Here is a 20,193-nt window from a genome sequence, read left to right as displayed (position 1 = left end):
GCGCGCCTATGCTCAAATCCCTCTCTGGCAGGCTTCTTATTCTGACCACCATCTTTGTGATGCTGGCAGAAGTGTTGATCTTTGTGCCCTCTATCGCACGGTTTCGCGAAGAATACATGATGAACCGGCTAGAGAGGGCGCAGATTGCGTCGCTGACCCTGCTCGCAAGCGATATGATCGACCCCGAGCTTGAGGCAGAGCTGTTGCGCACTGCGCAGGTGTTTAATGTGGTGCTGCGGCGGGACCGCATACGGCAATTGGCACTGTCCTCCCCGATGTCGCAGACGATCAAAGAGACATACGATCTGCGCGATGCCTCCGCATGGGTGTTGATTCGCGATGCGTTCCATCAGCTCGCCGAAACAGAGCCGGGGGTGATCCGCGTGATCGGTGCCCCGGTACAGGATGCGGGCCTGCTGATCGAAATCACGATGGAGGCGGGCTCCTTACGGACGGCCATGATCGACTATGGTATTCGCATTCTGGTGCTTTCTGCCGCCATCTCGATGATCACGGCGTTTTTGCTGTTTCTGACCATGCGGGCGTTTTTGCTTAAGCCGATCAAGGGTGTGGTCGGGCATATGCAGAACTACGCTCTTGCCCCCGAGGATGCGCGACGAATCATTTCGCCTTCTGCTGGTGTGACAGAGGTGCGCGAGGCCGAGGAAGCATTGATGAAGCTTGAAACCGAACTGACCCAAGCCCTGCGCCAGAAAGAGCGTCTGGCGCAGCTGGGGCAGGCGGTGAGCAAGATCAGCCACGATCTGCGTAACATACTGACATCGGCACAACTGTTTACCGACCGGATCGAAATGTCCGAGGATCCGACGGTCAAACGCATGGCCCCCAAGCTGGTCAGCTCAATCACCCGCGCCGTGCACCTGTGCGAATCCACGCTGGCCTTTGGCCGCGCAGAAGAGCCAAGTCCGACGCTGACGGTCACGCCACTGTTGCGCATCGTCGATGACGTCGTTGATAGCGAGCGGCTGGCGATCAACGGGGCGGACCTTACGTTCACCTGCGACGTGCCGCAAGATTTGCACGTGCGCGCCGATCCGGAGCATTTGTTCAGGGTCTTGGCGAATCTTGTGCGCAACGCCCGACAGGCGATCATCGCCACGGGTAAATCCGGCGAAATCATCGTTGCTGCCAGTGAACAGGCCGGCGACTGGGTGATCCGCGTCAGCGACAACGGCCCCGGCCTTCCCCCAAAGGCGCGGGAGCATCTGTTTACTGCGTTCAAGGGCGGTGCGCGCAAGGGGGGCTCCGGTCTGGGCCTTGCCATCGCGGCAGAGCTGGTGCGCGGTCACGGTGGGACGCTCAAACTGTCAGAGACAAGCGCGTCGGGCACGGTTTTCATTGTGACATTGCCCAAGGGCGACGGGTCTTTCTAATTTGTTTGAAGAAAATTCACGTTAGGCAAAAGAAGGGGTTGCAAACCCCCGCGCCCAGAACTAAACCCCGCCTTAACGGACCGATAGCTCAGCTGGATAGAGTACCTGACTACGAATCAGGGGGTCGGGGGTTCGAATCCTCCTCGGTCCGCCACTTTCAAACATCGTTAGATTTTGAACTTGGCGGCATAACCGTCCGCATTTGTTCATAATATAATTGATCACCCTGCACGCATGATCGCGCGCTGGGCTGTTTGTGTTTAATCGTTTGGTTTTATGGGGGTATGGCCCCTGGGGGCGAGGTAACCCGCGCGGGTGCAAGGGCGCGCGGGTTGTTGGTGTGGGTGCCTCATGCGGCAGGCTTAGGCGATGGCCTCGTCCCAGCCGGTGTCCTGATCCGCCAGTTTGACACGGGTCGGCAGACCGATGGTGTCGAGCAGGGCGAACAGCGGCTTTGGGTCCAGCTCTTCGACGTTCACCATCGTGCCGGTGTCATAGGTCCCATCGGCAATCAGCATCGCCATCGCCACGGGTGGCACGCCAGCGGTATAGGAAATGCCCTGGCTACCGACCTCGTTATAGGCGTCCTTGTGGTCGGCGACGTTGTAGACAAACACCTCTACATCCTTGCCGTCCTTGGTGCCTTTGACCAGATCGCCAATGCAGGTCTTACCAGTATAGTTCGGCGCAAGGGTCGATGGGTCGGGTAGTACGGCTTTGACCACCTTCAGCGGCACGACCTCGAGCCCCTCGGCGGTCACAACGGGCTGTTCAGACAGCAGGCCAAGGTTCTGCAGCACGGTGAAGACATTGATGTAGTGATCACCAAAGCCCATCCAGAAACGCACGTCGGCCTGCGGGTAGTTCGCGGCGAGCGAATGCACCTCGTCATGGCCGGACATATAGGCCTTTTGCTTGCCAACGACGGGCAGATCCCATTCGCGGCCGACCTCGAACATCTTGTTCTCTTGCCACGCGCCTTCCTGCCAGCTGTAGACCGTGCCGGTGAATTCGCGGAAGTTGATCTCGGGGTCGAAGTTGGTCGAGAAATACTTGCCGTGATTGCCCGCGTTGATGTCGACGATGTCGATGGATTTAACGTCGTCCATGAATTCGTCCACGGCGAAACGGGCGAAGGCGTTAACCATACCGGGATCGAAACCTGCCCCCAGAATGGCGGTGGTGTTGGCCTTGGCGCAATCCTCGCGGCGTTTCCATTCGTAGTTGCCGTACCACGGGGGTGTTTCGCAGATTTTGGTCGGGTCTTCGTGAATGGCCGTGTCGATATAGGCGACACCGGTGCGGATGCAGGCTTCGAGCACGGTCATGTTCACGAAGGGCGAGCCGACATTGATCACGATCTGCACGCCGAGGTCGTTGATCAGCGCCTCTACCGCGTCGCTGTCCATCCCGTCGACCGCATGGGCCTTGAATACGCCGTCCTGTTTCATCGCGCCTTTGGCATGCACGCTTTCAATGATCGCTTCGCATTTTGACACGGTGCGGCTGGCGATATGCAGATCGCCCAACACGTCATTATTTTGCGCGCATTTATGCGCCACGACCTGAGCCACGCCACCGGCGCCGATGATAAGAACGTTACGTTTCATGTATTCAGTACACCTCTTGTAAGGGAAGGGTTAGGAGAGGGCGGATTTGAAATCCTCGTAGTCGAATGACCGGACCGATGTGATCGTTCCATCAAGTTCACGAATGGCGATGCCGGGCATCTTGACGCCGTTGAACCAGTTCTTCTTGACCATAGTATAGCCCGCAGCGTCCTGAAACGAAATGCGGTCACCGGGTTTAAGCGGGGCGTCGAACTTGAACTCGCCAAAGATGTCGCCCGCAAGGCAGGATTTGCCGCAGATCATCCAGTCGTGGTCACCGGTGTTCGGGGCCACTTTGGCGGGCTCGCGGTAGATCAGCAGATCAAGCATATGCGCCTCGATGGAGCTGTCGACGATGGCAAGGTTCTTGCCGTTGTGCAGCGTGTCGAGCACGGTCGTCTCTAGCGTGGCGGCACCGGTAATCGCGGCTTCGCCCGGTTCGAGGTAGACCTGCACACCATAGGTATCCGACAGGGTTTTCAACCGCGCGGCCAGACGGTCCAGCGGGTAGCCTTCGCCGGTAAAATGGATGCCGCCGCCAAGGCTGATCCAGTCCATCTGGTGGATCGTGTCGCCAAAGCGGTCCTCGATCAACGTCAGCATGTCAGCGAAACGGTCAAAATCGTCATTTTCGCAGTTGTTGTGGAACATGAGCCCGGTGATGCGGTCGGCCACGGCGGCGATCTGCGCCGGATCATGTTCGCCCAAACGGCTGAAGGGGCGGGCGGGGTCGGCCAGATCGAATTCCGATGTCGATACACCGGGGTTCACCCGCAGCCCGCGCGTATGCCCTGCCGATGCCGCATCGAAACGGTCCAGCTGGCCGATGGAGTTGAAGATGATCTTGTCGCTATTGGCCAGCACCTCGGCGATCTCGTCATCGTCGTAGGCCACTGAATAGGCGTGGGTTTCGCCGCCGAATTTCTCGTACCCCAGTTTGACCTCATAGAGCGAGGAGGACGTGGACCCATCCATATACTGCGCCATGAAGTCAAAGACCGACCATGTGGCAAAGCATTTCAACGCCAGCAAGGATTTCGCGCCGGATGCCTCGCGCAGCCAGGCGATCTTTTCCATGTTGGCCTGAAGGCGGGATTTGTCGATCAGATAATACGGGGTCTTCATGGCAGATCCTTTACAAAACGACGCAGACGCGGTGCGCGTTCCGATTAGGGGATGTTGCCGTTCAACGCAAACTCTGATGTGTCACGAATGGATGTCGCAGTGGCGGCGTGCGGGGGGCGGTTGGTGCTTAGTTGCTGCGGAAAATACGCGACTCGCCGATCATCTGTTCCAGCGCCGCGATCCTTTCGGCACTTTGGTCGGAGCTGCGCGATTGCACGTCGGCGACCAGCGCTTCAATCAGAAAGTTAATCGCCAGCGTTGAGTCCCAGCTCGACGGCACCTCGACCATGGCGCGGAAACAGTGGCGGGCGTGTTTTTCGATGGGCGACCCCCAAGCATCGGTGAACAGCACGATGGTCGCGCCTTGCTTGACCGCAAGATCGGCGAGCTTTTCCAGCTCTTTTTCGTAGCGGCGGATGTCAAAGACGATCAACACTGAACCCGCGTCCATATCCAGCAAGGATTGCGGCCATGCACTGGGGGAGGAATCGAGCAGGGTGACCTGCGGCCGGATGATCTGCAGGTGGTTGAAAAAGTAATGCGCGTTGGACCGGGTGATCCGCCCGCCCAGCAGATAGAGCCTGTGCGACGGATCGGAAAGCAGCGCCGCAACCTCGTCGAATTCAGCCAGATCAAGCCGTTCAAGCGTGCGGTTCACATTGCCCGATACCGCCTGAATAAAGCGCGATACCACGTGATCGCTGCTGTCACCGGGGGTGTCGAGCTTGGCCAGCGGTTTTTTCATCCGTGCGCCGATTTCATCGCGGATGGCGTCCTGCATATCCGAGAAACCGTCGAACCCCAGCTTGCGCGCCAGCCGGATGATGGTGGGCGATGACACCTCGGCCAGTTCGGCCAGCCGTGTGATGGATTGCAGCCCCGTGAGCAACTGGTCGTCCAGCAGAACAGCCGACAGTTTACGCTCTGCCGCCGTTAGCTCGGTCTGCTTTTCTTTCAGCAGATCGCGGACCAGTGCTTTTTTGTGCAACTCATGTTCCTTTCGGTACAGCGCAGATCAGTGTGAAGCAAAGATTACAGAAAAAATCTTGACAGGCTAGAAAATTCTGTAGTGATTGTGAGGCAACAAGACGATAGGGGCACCGTGACCAATACCGACTGGAATGCCGTAAACATCGTGAACCCGCAGGGGCAGGGGGGCTGGCTGCTGGTGTGTGAACACGCCTCGCGCCGGATACCCGATGCGCTGGACGGGTTGGGGTTGTCCCCTGCGGCAAGCTGTTCGCACGCCGCGTGGGACATCGGCGCGCTGGATGTGGCGCACGCGCTGTCAGATGCTCTGGACGCGCCTTTGGTGGCCGGTGACATCTCCCGTCTGGTCTATGATTGCAACCGCCCGCTTGCGGCCCCGGACTGTATTCCGGCGCGCAGCGAGATCTATGATATCCCCGGAAATGCCGCTTTGGACGATGCCGGACGGCAGCAGCGTTTTGATCAGGTGCATACGCCATTTCACGATGCGGTCGCCCGTGTTCGCGAAAGCTGGCAGCCCGCCCAGGCCGCGCCGGTGCTGGTCACGATCCACAGCTTTACGCCTGTCTATAACGGGGCGACCCGCGCGGTTGAACTCGGCTTTCTCTACCACGCGCAGCCCGCCGCCGCGCAGGCCTTGCTGGCGGTTGAACAGGCGCGGGGGCGATATGCTTCGGCGCTGAACGAACCCTATGCCGCGACAGATGGCGTGACCTATACGCTTGAAAAACATGGCGAGGGGCAGGCGCTGCCAGCCGTGATGATCGAGATTCGCAATGATCTGATCGATACACCCGAAAAAGCGCAGGACATGGCGCGGCATCTGGCCGAAAGCCTGACCCAAGCCTTTCCCATCCCCGACAGCGAGGCCGCAGAATGAACGCGATGCGCAGATATATCCGGGTGGTCGACGGCTTTAACTATGGCCTTGGCCGGATCATGATGTACGGGATTTTTGTGCTCATGGGGATCCTGCTGTGGTCGTCCTATAACAAGACATTCGCCTCGCCGCAGATCTGGACGCTGGAAATGGCGCAGTTCGTGATGGTGGGCTATTACATCCTTGGCGGGCCTTATGCTTTGCAGATGGGCGCGAACGTGCGGATGGACCTGTTCTATGCCGAATTGACCCCGCGCAAGAAGGCTTGGACGGACTGTATCACCGTCTTTTTCCTCCTGATATATCTGGTGATCCTGCTATGGGGCGGTATCGAATCCACGATGTATTCGTTCAAATACGGGGGGGAGCGCAGCCCGACCGCGTGGCGCCCCTATATGTGGCCGGTCAAAGTGACCATGTGCATCGGCATCACCCTGATGCTGCTTCAAGCTGTCTCTGAACTGTTCAAGGACATCCTTTTCCTCAAATCGGCAGAGGAGACCCGCGATGCCCTATGAGTTGATCGCCATCCTGATGTTTTCGACCATGATGCTGATGCTGCTGACCGGACAGCGCGTGTTCGGGGCCATCGGCTTTGTCGCGGTGATTGCGGCGCTGTTTCTTTGGGGGGATCGCGGCGGCTATGACATCGGGTTCTCTGCCGCGATCAAGCTGATGCGTTGGTATCCGCTGCTGACCCTGCCGATGTTCATCTTCATGGGGTACGTGCTGTCGGAAAGTAAAATTGCCGACGATCTATATAAAATGTTTCACGTGTGGATGGGCGGTTTGCGCGGCGGGCTGGCCATCGGGACGATCGGGCTGATGGTGCTGATCTCTGCCATGAACGGCCTGTCGGTGGCGGGCATGGCGATTGGGGCCACGATTGCGCTGCCCGAGCTTTTGAAACGCAATTATGACAAGCTGATGGTGACAGGGGTCATTCAGGCGGGGTCCAGCCTTGGCATCCTTGTGCCGCCGTCGGTCGTGCTGGTGCTCTATGCGATGATCGCGCGGCAACCAGTGGGGCAATTGTGGCTGGCTGGCGCGATCCCGGGGCTGATGATGGCCACGATGTTCATCATCTATATCGCCATCCGCTGCCGCCTGAACCCCGATCTGGGCCCCGCCCTTTCCGCCGAGGAACGCGATGTGGGTTGGCCCGAAAAGCTGCGCTTGCTGCGCGCGGGCCTGCTGCCTGTGGTGATCTTTGCCGTGATGATGGTGCCCTTTGTGAACGGCTGGACCTCGCTTGTCGAAAGCTCTGCCATTGGTGCGATTGCGGCCTTTCTGGCTGCGGTGCTCAAGGGGCGGATGACGCGGGCGGTGTTCGAGACTTCGGTGCGCCAGACCCTTGCGATCACTTGCATGTTCATGTGGATCATCCTCGCCGCGCTGGCCTTTGGTGCGGTGTTCGACGGGCTTGGGGCGGTCAAGGCGATTGAAAACCTGTTTACCGAACAATGGGGACTGAACCCTTGGGTGATCCTGATCCTGATGCAGCTGTCGTTTCTGGTCATGGGGACGTTTCTGGACGACACGGCGATGTTGGTCATCGTGGCCCCGCTGTACGTGCCGCTGGTGGGTGCGCTCGGGTTCGATCTGGTGTGGTATGGTGTGCTTTATACGATCACCTGCCAGATCGCCTATATGACGCCGCCCTTTGGTTATAACCTGTTCCTGATGCGCGCCATGGCCCCGCCAGAGATCACGATCCGCGATATCTACCGGTCGATCATCCCCTTTGTCGGGGTCATGGTGCTGGCGCTCGCGGTGGTCATGATCTTCCCGCAGATCGCGCTTTGGCTGCCGGACTATGTCTATGGAAAATAAGCATTAACAACCAAGCGGTCAGAGCAACTGGCCCTTTTCATCCCAACCCCAACAAGGAGTATGAGACATGACAACAAGACGTAAGTTCCTGAAAGGTGCCGCCGTTGCCGGTCCGGCAACCCTTGCCGCACCATCGATCCTGCACGCCCAAGAGCCGATCCGCTGGCGTTTCCAGACCTATGCGGGGTCTGCACTTGGCGAAGAGGTGACGAAACCCGCTATCGACGCAATCAACGCCGCTGCCCAAGGTGAGCTGGAAATCGAGCTTTTCTATGCCGACCAGATCGTCCCCACAGGCGAGCTTTTCCAAGCGCTGCAACGCGGCACCATCGACGGCGTGCATTCGGACGATGACTCCATGGCGTCGCCCACGCCTGTCCGGTCCTTCGGCGGGTATTTCCCGCTGGCGACGAAACACGCGCTCGACGTGCCGGTGCTGTTTAACCAATACGGTCTGGCCGACATCTGGCGCGAGGAATACGCCAAGGTTGGCGTACATTGGCTGTCTGCGGCGGGGCAAGACCCGTGTAACTTCAACACCGTCAAACCGATCAAATCGCTGGCAGACATGGACGGGCTGAAGCTGTATACCTTCCCGACGGCGGGTCGCTTCCTGTCGCAATTCGGCGTCGTGCCGGTCAACATCCCCTACGAGGACGCCGAAGTCGCGGTGCAGACCGGCGAGCTGGACGGTATGGCGTGGTCGGGCATCACCGAAGACTACACCGTCGGCTGGGCCGATGTGACCAACTACTTCTGCACCAACAACATCTCGGGGGCGTGGATCGGGTCGTTCTTCGTCAACGCAGAGAAATGGGCAGAGCTGCCGGACCACCTCAAGCAGATCGTGAACTCCGCAATCGAGGCGAGCCACACCTACCGCAACCAATGGTACTGGGGCGGCGAGGCGCGCCTGCGTGCATCGGGCGAGAAGCTGGAGCTGACATCCGTACCGCAGGATGAATGGAAAGTGGTCGAGGAAGCGGCAGTGAAATTCTGGGACGAGATGGCGGAAGAAGGCGAAACCGCCGCCAAGATCGTGCAGATTTTCCGCGACTATAACAACGTCATCTCGAAAGCGGGCCCGCCCTATACTTTCGGCTGATCCGGCTTTGACATCATGACCATCGGGGCGGCGCATCTGTGCCGCCCCCTCACATCAAAAGGGACGTTTGCAGATGGGCAACCTTACTTTCGACACGCTCAAGGACCTGGCCGCCAAAGGCGAGGTGGACACGGTGCTGGTGGCACTGGTGGACATGCAGGGCCGCCTGATGGGCAAGCGTTTTCACGTCACGAATTTCATCGATCATTCCCACGCGGAAACCCATTGCTGCAACTATCTGCTGGCAACCGATCTGGTAATGTCCACGCCCGAGGGCTTTGCCTCGACCAGCTGGGAAACCGGCTATGGCGACTATGTGCTGCGGCCTGATCTGTCGACCATGCGCCATGTGCCGTGGCTGGATAAAACCGTGCTGGTGCTTGGCGATGTGCTGGATCACCACACCCACGAACCTGTCTCCCATTCGCCGCGCGCCATGCTGAAAAAGCAGATCGCCCGTCTGGATGCGCTTGGTTTTGATGCGATGATGGCGACCGAGCTTGAGTTCTTTCTGTTCGAGGGCGACTATCGCACCCTGCAGAAAGAAAAATACGCCAACCTCGTGCCCCTGAACGGCCACAACGAAGACTACTGCCTTTTCCAGACCACCAAGGAGGAAAGCTTCCTTCAGCCGCTGCGCAACCATCTGGTGGGGGCGGGGATTCCGGTCGAATGCACCAAGGGTGAGGCCGAGGTCGGCCAGCAAGAGCTCAACATCCGCTATGCCGATGCGCTGGCCTGTGCCGATCACCACACGATTTCGAAACAAGCGGTGAAAGAGATCGCCTATCAGCAGGGGTTCTCGGCCTCTTTCCTGCCCAAGTGGTCGGCGGATAAGGTGGGGTCGTCCAGCCACGTGCATATGTCGCTGTGGAAAGACGGCACGCCCGCGTTCTATGACAAGGACGCCAAGCTGGGCATGTCGCAGATGATGCAGCATTTCATGGCCGGTCTGATCGCCTATGCCCCTGATATTACGTATTTCTTCGCGCCCTATATCAACAGCTACAAACGCTTTGCCAAAGGCACCTTTGCGCCTACGAAAACCGTCTGGTCTGTCGATAACCGCACCGCGGGCTTCCGGCTGTGTGGCGATGGCACCAAGGGTATTCGCGTTGAATGTCGCATTGGCGGGTCTGACCTGAACCCCTATCTGGCGCAGGCTGTGTTGCTGGCGGCAGGGCTGAAGGGGATCGAGGAAAAGCTGCCCCTGCAAGAGCCGACGATGGGCGATGTCTACGAAGACGCCAACGTCACCGAAATCCCCCGCACCCTGCGTGCCGCGACCCAAACGCTGCGCAACTCTGCCATGCTGCGAGAGGCCCTTGGCGACGACGTGGTTGACCACTACACCCGCGCAGCCGAATGGGAGCAGGAGGAATACGACAAGGTCGTGACCGACTGGGAAATCAACCGCGGATTTGAGCGAGCATAAACCATGACAAACACTTTGAAATGTATCTCACCGATTGACGGATCGGTTTACCTTGAACGCCCTGTCCTGTCGCTGGAGGCAGCACGCGATGTCTGCGCCCGCGCCAAGGCAGCACAAGGCGCATGGGCCGCGCGCCCCTTGTCCGAACGTGTCCAACTGGTGCGCGATGCCATTGCCGAGGTGGGCAAAACCACCGATCGTATGGCACAGGAACTGGCGCATCAGATGGGCCGTCCCGTGCGCTATGGCGGCGAGTTCGGCGGCTTTGCCGAGCGCGGCAACTATATGGCAGATATCGCCGAAAAGGCGCTGGCCCCGACGATTGTCGAAGACAGCGACAAGGCCAGCCGCAAGATCTCCCGCGAGGCGCGCGGCGTTGTACTGGTCGTGGCCCCGTGGAACTACCCCTATATGACGGCGATCAACACGGTCGCGCCAGCGCTGATCGCGGGCAATACCGTTGTGCTGAAACACGCCACCCAAACCCTGCAAGTGGGTGAACGTCTGGCCGAAGCTTTCCACGCCGCAGGTATCCCCGACGATGTCTTCCAGAACGTCTTTCTTGATCACGACACCACCTCGGCGCTGATCGCTGAACGGCAGTTCGGCTTCGTGAACTTCACCGGATCGGTCGGGGGTGGCAAGGCGATGGAGATTGCAGCCGCAGGCACCTTCACCCCCGTCGCGACCGAACTGGGGGGTAAAGACCCCGGCTATGTGCGCGCCGACGCGGATGTCGACGCCGCCGTTGACGGGCTGATGGATGGGGCGATGTTCAACGCGGGGCAGTGCTGCTGCGGGATCGAACGGATTTATGTGCACGAAAGCCTGTATGATGCCTTTGTCGAAAAGGCCGTGGCTTGGGTCAATGCGCTCAAGCTTGGCAACCCGCTTGAGGCGGATACCGATATCGGCCCCATGGCGAACGTCCGTTTCGCCGCCGAGGTCCGCGCCCAGATATCCGAGGCCGTCGCCGCCGGTGCCACCGCGCTGATCGATACCTTTGAGGCGGATGACGGCGGTGCGTATCTCACACCGCAGATCCTGACCAACGTCACCCACGACATGCGCGTGATGCGCGACGAAAGCTTTGGCCCCGTCGTCGGCATCATGCCCGTCAAGGACGACGCCGAAGCGATTGCGCTGATGAACGACTGCCAGTTCGGGCTGACCGCCGCGATCTTTACCAAGGATGCGGATGCCGCCGATGCCATCGGCGCGCAGCTGGAAACCGGCACCGTGTTCATGAACCACTGCGATTACCTTGATCCGGCCCTGTGCTGGACCGGCTGCAAGGACACAGGGCAGGGCGCGGGCCTGTCCGAGCTTGGCTATCAGGCGCTGACGCGCCCCAAATCTTACCACCTGAAAAAGGCTTGATCCTTATGGCACTGCAAAACAACTGGTCCTACCCCACCGCCATCCGCTTTGGCGCGGGCCGTATTTCTGAAATCGGAGAGGCCTGCGTAGCCACCGGGATGAAAAACCCCTTGCTGGTGACGGACAAGGGTCTTGCCTCGATGGAGATCACGACCCGCACGCTGGACCTGCTGGACGGCGCAGGCTTTGGCCGCGCGATGTTCTCGGAAGTGGACGCAAACCCGACCGAACTGAACCTCGAGGCGGGGCTGAAGGTCTACCGCGAGGGCGGGCATGATGGTGTGATCGCCTTTGGCGGTGGCTCTGGTCTTGATCTGGGCAAGATGGTCGCCTTCATGGCGGGACAGTCGCGGCCTGTGTGGGATTACGAGGATGTGGGCGACTGGTGGACCCGCGCCGATGCCGACGCCATCGCGCCGATCATCGCCGTGCCGACCACGGCGGGCACAGGGTCCGAAGTGGGGCGCGCGTCGGTTCTGACCAACTCTGAAACCCATGTGAAAAAGATCATTTTCCACCCCAAAGTGCTGCCCAGCATCGTGATCTGCGACCCCGAGCTGACGGTGGGGATGCCCAAACATATCACGGCAGGCACCGGCCTTGATGCCTTTGCCCATTGCGTCGAGGCGTTTAGCAGCCCGCATTACCACCCCATGTCGCAGGGTATCGCGCTGGAGGGCATGCGGCTGGTCATCGACTATCTGCCGCGCGCCTATGCAGACGGCAACGACATCGAAGCGCGCGCGCAGCTGATGTCGGCGGCGGCGATGGGGGCGACGGCGTTCCAGAAGGGTCTTGGCGCGATCCACGCCATGAGCCACCCGATCGGCGCGGTGTTTAACACGCACCACGGCACCACCAATGCGGTCTGCATGCCCGCGGTGCTGGACCTGAACGAGCCTGAAATCCGCGAACGCTTTGACCGCGCGGCAGGGTATCTGGGGATCGACGGCGGCTATGACGGCTTCCGCGCCTTCGTGCAGGAGTTCAACGACAGCTTCGGTATCCCGCGCAAACTGTCGGAAATGGGCGTGAGCGCAGACCGGATCGACGATCTGGTCGCGATGGCGCTTGAAGATCCGTCTTGCGGTGGCAACCCTGTGACATTGACCACGGAAAACCTGCGCAAGTTGTTCGAGGCGACAATCTAGACCTCCGCAGAGGGCGCAAAAGAAAACCACCCCCGACGGTCTGCGTCGGAGGTGGTCTGCCGCACCGGGGGGACGGGCGGTGGGGCCCGCCGCGTTGGGGAACGCGGTCGGGCAAATCCAGCAGGGAACGAGGTAAGCCCGCTGGAAGACGCTTACGCTTTTTGATCGGCCAATGTGCCGATGGTGACCGTCCGCGTGACCTCTTTGCCCTTGTGCAGGACCATGACCTCGGCTTTGGCTTCCGGATCGGTTTCGGCCACAGCGCGGGTCAGATCGCGCAGTTCCTTGATCTCTGTGTCGTTGAACGACAGGATGATATCGCCTTTCTCAAGACCCGCTTTTTTGGCCGGGCTGTCATCGCCGATGGCTTCGATCACCGCCCCTTTCGGCGCGTCCAGCCCCAGCACTTGCGCGACCTCTGCCGTCATCGGGCGGATTTGAACGCCAAGCCAGCCGCGGGTGATTTCCCCGTCGTCGGACAGGTCGGCCACGATGTCCTGCACCAGGTCGGATGGTACGGAAAAGCCGATCCCGACAGAGCCGCCATCAGGCGACAGGATCGCGGTGTTCACGCCAATCACTTCGCCCGCGTTATTGAACAGCGGCCCGCCGGAGTTGCCACGGTTGATCGCCGCATCGGTCTGGATAAAGTCATCATAGGGGCCCGCGTTGATATTGCGCGACTTGGCCGAGATGATGCCGGTGGTGACCGTGCCACCCAGACCAAAGGGGTTGCCCATGGCGACCACCTCGTCGCCGACGCGCATGTCATCGGAAGACCCGAATTTCACCGCTGGAAGGTCCACATCCGCTTCGACCTTGAGAACGGCAATATCTGTCAGCACATCGCTGCCGACCACCTTGGCGTCAAAGCTGCGGCCATCGGCCAGCTTGACCTTGACCGTGTCGGCACCGGTGACAACGTGGTTGTTCGTGACGATCATTCCGTCCTTGGACACGATAAAGCCCGACCCAAGCCCGTGCATCGGCTGTGCGCCAGCCGGTCCTTGTGGCATCAGTTGTTCAAAACGTTTGCGCAGTTCCTCTGGCATGCCTTCGGGCAGTTGCACCTGCGCGCTGGCCTGCTCTGCCGTGCCGGTTACCTCGATGAAGACAACAGCGGGTGAGATTTGTTCGACCAGATCGGCATAGCCGCCGGCGGGGACCGCCAGAGCCGCCGACGGGGCAAGCGTCATGGCCGAGGTCGAGGCAAGGGCCGCTGCGAGCACAAAGGGTGCGGCGCGGCGGGGGGAGGAGAAAAGAGATGTCATGCGTGGTTCCTTCGTCTTCAGGGATGACACCCAAATGGCAGCCCATTCTAACAGCGGGTTTTTGCGGGCTATACAAATGTGTAAACTTGTCTCTCGCAGGTGGCAGCACGCCCTATATCAGGTATCGAAGGATCAAAGCCTCAATGGACCATTGTATATGAAACTGCTTGTCGTCGAAGATGATGCCACCACCGGAACCTATATTGCGCGGGGGTTGCGCGAAGAAGGGCATACCGTTGATCTTGTCGCTGAAGGGCGCGAGGGGCTGATACAGGCGACCTCGGGGGCTTACGACGTGCTGATCGTCGACCGGATGCTGCCAGAGATCGACGGGCTGACCCTGGTCAAGACCTTGCGCGGCGCGGGCAACCTGACGCCGGTGCTGTTTCTGACCGCCATGGGCAGCGTCGATGACCGTATCAGCGGGTTGAACGCAGGCGGCGACGACTATCTTGTCAAACCTTTCGCCTTTGGCGAGCTTTCGGCGCGTGTCACCGCCCTCGCACGGCGCCCCCAAGCGATGGAGCAGGAAACCGTGCTGCGTGCAGGCGATCTTGAAATGCAACTGATCACCCGCAAGGTGACCCGCGCCGGACAGGAGATCGACCTGCTGCCCCGTGAATTTGCACTGCTTGAGCATCTCCTGCGCCGAAAGGGCAGGGTGCAGACCCGGACCATGTTGCTCGAGGCGGTCTGGGACATCAGCTTTGACCCGATGACCAACGTTGTCGAAACCCACATCAGCCGTTTGCGGGCCAAGGTGGACAAACCCTTTGACCGCGAGCTGATCCAGACCGTGCGCGGTGCCGGCTACCGGATCGACGGATGACCGCGCGGCTGGCGCAGCTTTGGCGGTCCATGCCGGTGCGGTTGGCGCTGCTGCTGGTCTTGCTGTTCTCGACCGTCAGTCTGATGGGGTTGGCGGCCAGCTATGCGGTGACGCAGAATTCATTTGAAACCGCGATCCGTGCGGATTTGGAACAGGATATCGCGGGCTTTCGCGCGGCCCCCAATGCCCGCGCCGTGGCCCTGCTGGTGGACGCTGAATCGCGCGACGCCGATCCCAGCCGCGTTGTGCTTAGCTATATCACCCCGTCGGGGCGTATCTATGGCAACGGGGCCATCGCGCGGGATGACGAAGGCTATCATATCGTGTCGCTGGCCGAAGGACGGGCGGAATATGACGGGGTCTACCTGTCGCTGACAACGCCGCTGTATGGCGGGCAGCTGACCGTCGCCCGCAGCCGCGCACAGATCGAAGGGCTGCGCACGGTGTTCCTGAATATCCTGCTGATCAGCCTGCTGCCCACGGTGCTGGTGGCCTTGTCGGGCGGGCTTTATCTGGCGCGGCGCAGCAAGCGGCATGTGGATGTCATCGGGCGCACGCTGGATGACCTGACAACCGGCGATCTTGCCGCGCGGGTGACCGTGTCGCCGGGGTGGGCGGATGATCTGCAACGTATCGGCAGTAAGGTGAACCAGATGGCAGGCGCACAAGAGGCGCAAACCCAGATGCTGCGGCAGGTATCGTCGGACATTGCCCATGACCTCAAGACGCCGATCCAGCGCGTCGCGGTGCATCTGGACGATCTGGCGCGCAGCCTGCCCGAAGACACGGACGAAGGCATCTTGCTGGCCAAAGCGCAGGAGGAGGTCGCGGGCATCGCTTCGGTCTTTCAATCGCTGCTACAGATCGCTTCGGTCGAGGCAGGGTCGCCCAAGACGCATTTCGCCTCTGTCGATCTGAACCAGCTTTGCGAGACCCTCACCGAAGTGTACGAGCCCGCCGCCGCGGCCAAGCAGCAGCGGTTGCACAGCGTCGTGCCCGACGCGCAAATCACCGTCTCGGGCGATAAGAACCTGTTGGGGCAGATGATGTCGAACCTGCTGGAAAATGCCATGCGTCACACGCCCGAGGGCAGCGAGATCACCCTGACGCTTTCCCGCACGCAGGGGCGGCCTGTGATCGAGGTGGCCGACAATGGTCCCGGCATCCCCGAAGACGCGCGCGACAAAGTGCTGCGCCGCTTGTACCGATTGGATGCCAGCCGCCACACGCCGGGCAACGGTCTGGGGCTCAGCCTTGTGGAGGGGGTGGTAAAACTGCACGGCGGGCAGATCGCGCTGCTGGACAACGCGCCGGGGCTACTTGTGCGCATCACCCTATAGTACGCCCGTCTTCTGCGGCGATTTGAGCATGTGACTTATGGGGGGTGCAGCGCTATCTAGGGTGTAAGGGCCGAAACCCGTTGTTTTTGGCCATTCACTACGAGGTACGACATGCTTGATGGGTTTTCCGCCGAGGTTCTGGCACGGGTCCAATTCGCCTTTACCGTTTCGTTTCACATTATCTTTCCGGCGTTCTCGATCGGGTTGGCCAGCTTTCTGGCTGTGGTGAATGCGCTTTGGCTATGGACCAAGGACGAAACCTATAGGGTGCTTTTCGACTACTGGAAAAAGATCTTTGCCGTGGCCTTTGGCATGGGCGTCGTGTCGGGCATTGTGATGTCCTATCAATTCGGCACCAACTGGTCGGTCTTCTCTGACAAGGCGGGGCCGGTGGTCGGGCCGCTGATGGCCTATGAGGTGCTGTCGGCCTTCTTCCTCGAGGCCGGTTTTCTGGGCATCATGCTGTTTGGTCTGAAACGGGTCGGGCCGGGGCTGCATATGTTCGCAACGGCGATGGTTGCCTTTGGCACGTTGCTTTCGGCCACTTGGATCCTGTCGGTGAACAGCTGGATGCAGACCCCTGCGGGCTATGGCATTAACGACGTGGGGCAGTTCATTCCGCTGGATTGGTGGAAGATCGTCTTCAACCCGTCCTTCCCCTACCGTTTGCTGCATATGGTGCTGGCGGCTTATCTGACGACGGCGCTGGTTGTGGGCGCTGTGGGTGCGTGGCATTTGCTGAAGGACAATCAGGGGCCTGCATCGCGGCGCATGTTCTCTATGGCGATGTGGATGCTGCTGCTGGTCACCCCCTTGCAGATCGCGGCAGGGGATTTCCACGGCATCAACACGCTAGAGCATCAGCCCGCCAAGGTCATGGCGATGGAGGGGCATTTCGACAGCCACCCCGACGGCGCGCCGCTGATCCTGTTCGGCATCCCCAATCAGGCAGAAAAACGGGTCGATTACGCCATCGAGGTGCCGAAACTGTCGTCGCTGATCCTCAAGCATGACCTGAACGCGCCGCTGGACGGGCTGGACACGATCCCTGACGAGGACGAGCCGCCGGTTGCCATCGTCTTTTTCTCGTTCCGTGTGATGGTGGGGCTTGGTTTTGCCATGCTGGGTTTTGGCCTTTGGGGCGGGATCGCGCGCTGGCGCGGGACGCTGCACAGCTCGCGCTGGTTGCATCGGGCGGCGATCGTCATGGGGCCGATGGGCTTTGTCGCGGTGCTGGCCGGTTGGATCACGACCGAAGTCGGGCGCCAGCCCTTTACCGTCTACGGGCTGCTGCGCACCAGTGACAGCCTTGCGCCGGTCAGCGCGCCTGCGGTTGGTGCATCGTTGATCTCTTTCATCGTGGTCTATTTCTTCGTCTTCGGGGCGGGGGTGTTCTATATCCTCGGGCTGATGCGCAAACGCCCCCATGTGGGCGCGCAGGAAGAGCTCACCGACGGGCCGGTGCGGGCGGCGGGGACGACTCCGGTGGCGCAGGACAAGACCCAAGACATAGCAGCGTCAGAGTAGGAGACAGCAGATGTTTGGATTAGAGCTTTCGTTTATCTGGGCCGGCATCATCGCGCTTGCGGTGCTGATCTATGTCATCCTCGACGGGTTCGACCTTGGGGTCGGGCTGTTGTTCCCGCTGTCCAAGGACGAGGGCGAACGCGATGTGATGATGAACTCTGTCGCGCCGATCTGGGACGGCAACGAGACATGGCTGGTTCTGGGCGGCGGCGGTTTGTTCGCCGTTTTCCCGCTGGCCTATGCCACGGTGATGCCCGCGCTTTATATGCCGATCATTCTGATGCTGCTGGGGCTGGTCTTTCGCGGCGTCGCTTTCGAATACCGCTGGCGCACGGTGCGGGGCAAACATCTGTGGGATATCTCGTTCTTCGGGGGCTCGCTGGTGGCCTCCATGTGTCAGGGGATCGCGCTTGGCGCGCTGGTGCAGGGGATCGAGATCGAGAACCGCGCCTATGCCGGCGGCTGGTGGGACTGGCTGACGCCATTCTCTGTCCTGACCGGTTTCGCGGTGACCGTCGGCTATGCGATGCTGGGCGCGACCTGGCTGAACATGAAGCTCGATGGCCGTATTCAGGCGCATATGCGGCGGCTGGCCTGGCCTTTCGCCATCGCAACACTGGTGTTCATGGGGCTCGTTAGCCTTTGGACGCCCTTCCTGAACGACGCTTTCTTTGGCCGCTGGTTCGCCTTTCCGACCGCGATTTTCAGCTTTCTGGTGCCTGCCTTGGTGGCCGCGGCCGTCTATGGGCTGTTCCACGGGCTGCAACGCCACTGGGACGTGACGCCGTTCCTCTGCGCGCTGGCGCTGTTCGTGCTGGGCTTTATCGGGATCGGGATCAGCTTTTACCCCTATATCGTCCCTTCCTCGCTGACCATCGTCGAGGCCGCCGCACCTGACAGTAGCCTCAAGTTCGCCTTGGTCGGCACTTTGGTCCTGCTGCCGATGATCCTGTCTTACACGATCTATACCTACTGGGTGTTCCGCGGGAAGATCGACCCCGAAGAGGGTTACCACTGATGCGACGCAACTGGATGACACGCACCGGGTGGTTTGTCCTGATCTGGGTGCTGAGCGTCGCAGCGCTTGGGTTGGTGGCCTATGGGATCCGGCTGATGATCATGCCCTGAGGGGGGCATGGCAGGGCCAGGCATCTGCCGTTGGGTAATTTCACAAGGGCCGGGGCAAGGGGGTTGCAAAGCCGCCATTGCTCTGGCCCTTTTGCGTGAAATAGCAAAAGGATCCCCCGATGCGCGCCATGCAAGTCACCGCCTATGACCAGCCCCTGTCCGAACAAGAGCTGGAAATGCCCGTCCCCGCCGCTGGCGAAGTGTTGATCAAGGTCGATGCCTGCGGGTTGAACTTTGGTGACCTGCTGATGATCAAGGGGACCTATCAGCAAAAGCCGGATCTGCCCTTCACGCTGGGGATGGAGCTTTCGGGCAGCGTCGCCGCGGTGGGGGAGGGCGTGACCGATCTGGCCGTTGGTCAACGTATCGCAGCCTATAGCGGTCTGCTGGGGCTGGCCGAATATGCCGCGATTCCCGCCAATGTCTGCGTGCCGATCCCCGACGATATGCCGGCCGAGGATGCCGCGGCCTTTCTTGTGGCCTATGGCACCAGCCATGTGGCGCTGGACTATAAGGCGCGGCTGCAACCGGGGGAACGTCTGCTGGTGCTGGGTGCATCAGGCGGGGTCGGGCTGACGGCGGTGGAGCTGGGCAAGCTCATGGGGGCCGAGGTCATCGCTTGCGCCCGTGGTGCGGCCAAGCTGGAGATTTGCCGCGCTGCCGGGGCCGACCATCTGATCGATTCAGAAACCGATGACATCCGCGAGGTGGCGAAATCCTTGGGCGGGGCAGATGTGGTCTATGATCCGATCGGCGGCGACCAGTTCAAGGCGGCGCTGCGGGCCTGCAACCCCGAGGCCCGCATCCTGCCGCTTGGGTTTGCCTCGGGCGAGGTGCCGCAGATCCCTGCCAATATCCTGCTGGTCAAGAACATCGACGTGCTGGGTTTTTTCTGGGGCGGGTACAAGAACTTCAAACCGCAGGTGCTGACAGACAGCTTCAAGGTGCTGATCGACTGGTATAGCGCAGGCAAGCTGAAACCCCATGTGAGCCACGTGCTGCCGCTGGATCAAGCGAACGAAGCGCTGGATCTGCTGCGCACGCGCAAGGCGACGGGCAAGGTCATCGTACGGGTCAGCTAGGGTCTGCGTTTTATTGGCGATGTGGCGACTGTTGATATCTTTTGCGGCCCTATCGCAATAGTCGGACCCGCGCGTTTGACCTTGGCGTTGCCAATTGATGTGCGCTAGGTTGT

18 protein-coding genes and 1 tRNA gene are annotated in these 20,193 nt (G+C 60.4%); 15 read left to right on the top strand and 4 right to left on the bottom strand.

Annotated elements, in window-relative coordinates; translation table 11 throughout:
• Positions 1 to 8 precede the first annotated feature (8 nt).
• Together ACTRWK_RS02965 and ACTRWK_RS02960 are read left to right on the top strand one after the other, a co-directional pair.
• Complete coding sequence (locus tag ACTRWK_RS02965; RefSeq protein WP_037944838.1) at positions 9 to 1,394, top strand: sensor histidine kinase; 1,386 nt, start codon at positions 9 to 11, stop codon at positions 1,392 to 1,394.
• 77 nt (positions 1,395 to 1,471) lie between these two features.
• A tRNA-Arg gene (locus tag ACTRWK_RS02960) sits at positions 1,472 to 1,548 on the top strand.
• A 208-nt stretch (positions 1,549 to 1,756) separates the two neighbouring features.
• Here ACTRWK_RS02960 and ACTRWK_RS02955 read toward each other — a convergent pair.
• From ACTRWK_RS02955 to ACTRWK_RS02945, 3 genes are all read right to left on the bottom strand, one after another.
• Complete coding sequence (locus tag ACTRWK_RS02955; RefSeq protein ID WP_348000931.1) at positions 1,757 to 3,004, bottom strand: saccharopine dehydrogenase family protein; 1,248 nt, start codon at positions 3,002 to 3,004, stop codon at positions 1,757 to 1,759.
• Between the two features lie 30 nt (positions 3,005 to 3,034).
• A complete protein-coding gene (nspC, locus tag ACTRWK_RS02950) occupies positions 3,035 to 4,129 on the bottom strand; it encodes a carboxynorspermidine decarboxylase (protein WP_462843787.1) in 1,095 nt (364 codons plus the stop codon).
• 127 nt (positions 4,130 to 4,256) lie between these two features.
• The gene (locus ACTRWK_RS02945; protein WP_009825273.1) at positions 4,257 to 5,117 is read right to left on the bottom strand and encodes a MurR/RpiR family transcriptional regulator; all 861 of its coding nucleotides are present in this window, start codon (positions 5,115 to 5,117) and stop codon (positions 4,257 to 4,259) included.
• A 114-nt stretch (positions 5,118 to 5,231) separates the two neighbouring features.
• Between ACTRWK_RS02945 and ACTRWK_RS02940 the strand changes: the two genes are divergently transcribed.
• From ACTRWK_RS02940 to ACTRWK_RS02910, 7 genes are all read left to right on the top strand, one after another.
• Complete coding sequence (locus tag ACTRWK_RS02940; RefSeq protein WP_462843786.1) at positions 5,232 to 5,999, top strand: N-formylglutamate amidohydrolase; 768 nt, start codon at positions 5,232 to 5,234, stop codon at positions 5,997 to 5,999.
• Positions 5,996 to 6,517, top strand: coding sequence for a TRAP transporter small permease subunit (locus tag ACTRWK_RS02935; RefSeq protein ID WP_005849730.1), 522 nt, complete (start codon positions 5,996 to 5,998; stop codon positions 6,515 to 6,517). Before ACTRWK_RS02940 ends, ACTRWK_RS02935 begins: the two co-directional genes overlap by 4 nt.
• Positions 6,507 to 7,832 carry a TRAP transporter large permease gene (locus ACTRWK_RS02930; RefSeq protein WP_005849728.1) on the top strand — a complete coding sequence of 442 codons (1,326 nt, stop codon included), beginning with the start codon at positions 6,507 to 6,509 and terminating at the stop codon, positions 7,830 to 7,832. The genes ACTRWK_RS02935 and ACTRWK_RS02930 overlap by 11 nt, the downstream gene beginning before the upstream one ends.
• 67 nt (positions 7,833 to 7,899) lie before the next feature.
• Positions 7,900 to 8,937, top strand: a complete 1,038-nt coding sequence (locus ACTRWK_RS02925) for a TRAP transporter substrate-binding protein (protein WP_005849726.1) — start codon at positions 7,900 to 7,902, stop codon at positions 8,935 to 8,937.
• A 73-nt stretch (positions 8,938 to 9,010) separates the two neighbouring features.
• Positions 9,011 to 10,372 carry a glutamine synthetase family protein gene (locus ACTRWK_RS02920; RefSeq protein ID WP_005849725.1) on the top strand — a complete coding sequence of 454 codons (1,362 nt, stop codon included), beginning with the start codon at positions 9,011 to 9,013 and terminating at the stop codon, positions 10,370 to 10,372.
• A 3-nt stretch (positions 10,373 to 10,375) separates the two neighbouring features.
• Positions 10,376 to 11,752, top strand: a complete 1,377-nt coding sequence (locus ACTRWK_RS02915) for an aldehyde dehydrogenase family protein (protein WP_462843785.1) — start codon at positions 10,376 to 10,378, stop codon at positions 11,750 to 11,752.
• A gap of 5 nt (positions 11,753 to 11,757) precedes the next feature.
• Positions 11,758 to 12,903, top strand: a complete 1,146-nt coding sequence (locus tag ACTRWK_RS02910; RefSeq protein ID WP_037944829.1) for an iron-containing alcohol dehydrogenase — start codon at positions 11,758 to 11,760, stop codon at positions 12,901 to 12,903.
• A 152-nt stretch (positions 12,904 to 13,055) separates the two neighbouring features.
• Here the strand turns inward: ACTRWK_RS02910 and ACTRWK_RS02905 are convergent, their stop codons facing one another.
• Positions 13,056 to 14,174 carry a Do family serine endopeptidase gene (locus tag ACTRWK_RS02905; RefSeq protein ID WP_005849719.1) on the bottom strand — a complete coding sequence of 373 codons (1,119 nt, stop codon included), beginning with the start codon at positions 14,172 to 14,174 and terminating at the stop codon, positions 13,056 to 13,058.
• Between the two features lie 157 nt (positions 14,175 to 14,331).
• Between ACTRWK_RS02905 and ACTRWK_RS02900 the strand changes: the two genes are divergently transcribed.
• From ACTRWK_RS02900 to ACTRWK_RS02875, 6 genes are all read left to right on the top strand, one after another.
• Positions 14,332 to 15,003, top strand: a complete 672-nt coding sequence (locus tag ACTRWK_RS02900; RefSeq protein WP_005849717.1) for a winged helix-turn-helix domain-containing protein — start codon at positions 14,332 to 14,334, stop codon at positions 15,001 to 15,003.
• Positions 15,000 to 16,343 (top strand): sensor histidine kinase, encoded by a 1,344-nt coding sequence (locus ACTRWK_RS02895; RefSeq protein WP_037965988.1) that lies wholly within the window; start codon positions 15,000 to 15,002, stop codon positions 16,341 to 16,343. Before ACTRWK_RS02900 ends, ACTRWK_RS02895 begins: the two co-directional genes overlap by 4 nt.
• A 111-nt stretch (positions 16,344 to 16,454) precedes the next feature.
• Positions 16,455 to 17,870 (top strand): cytochrome ubiquinol oxidase subunit I, encoded by a 1,416-nt coding sequence (locus tag ACTRWK_RS02890; RefSeq protein ID WP_289081718.1) that lies wholly within the window; start codon positions 16,455 to 16,457, stop codon positions 17,868 to 17,870.
• A gap of 10 nt (positions 17,871 to 17,880) precedes the next feature.
• Complete coding sequence (gene cydB, locus ACTRWK_RS02885) at positions 17,881 to 18,888, top strand: cytochrome d ubiquinol oxidase subunit II (RefSeq protein ID WP_289081719.1); 1,008 nt, start codon at positions 17,881 to 17,883, stop codon at positions 18,886 to 18,888.
• On the top strand, positions 18,888 to 18,998 hold the full coding sequence (locus ACTRWK_RS02880) for a DUF2474 family protein (protein WP_005849709.1): 111 nt from the start codon (positions 18,888 to 18,890) through the stop codon (positions 18,996 to 18,998). The genes cydB and ACTRWK_RS02880 overlap by 1 nt, the downstream gene beginning before the upstream one ends.
• A 119-nt stretch (positions 18,999 to 19,117) precedes the next feature.
• Entirely contained in the window at positions 19,118 to 20,080 is a 963-nt protein-coding gene (locus ACTRWK_RS02875; protein ID WP_289081720.1) for an NADPH:quinone oxidoreductase family protein, read from the top strand.
• Positions 20,081 to 20,193: the final 113 nt, after the last annotated feature.

The sequence above is a fragment of the Sulfitobacter sp. G5_S2_6_S6 genome, from assembly GCF_054968505.1.
Note: the sequence above shows the minus strand (reverse complement) of the source record. Positions and strands in the feature narration are given on the sequence as shown.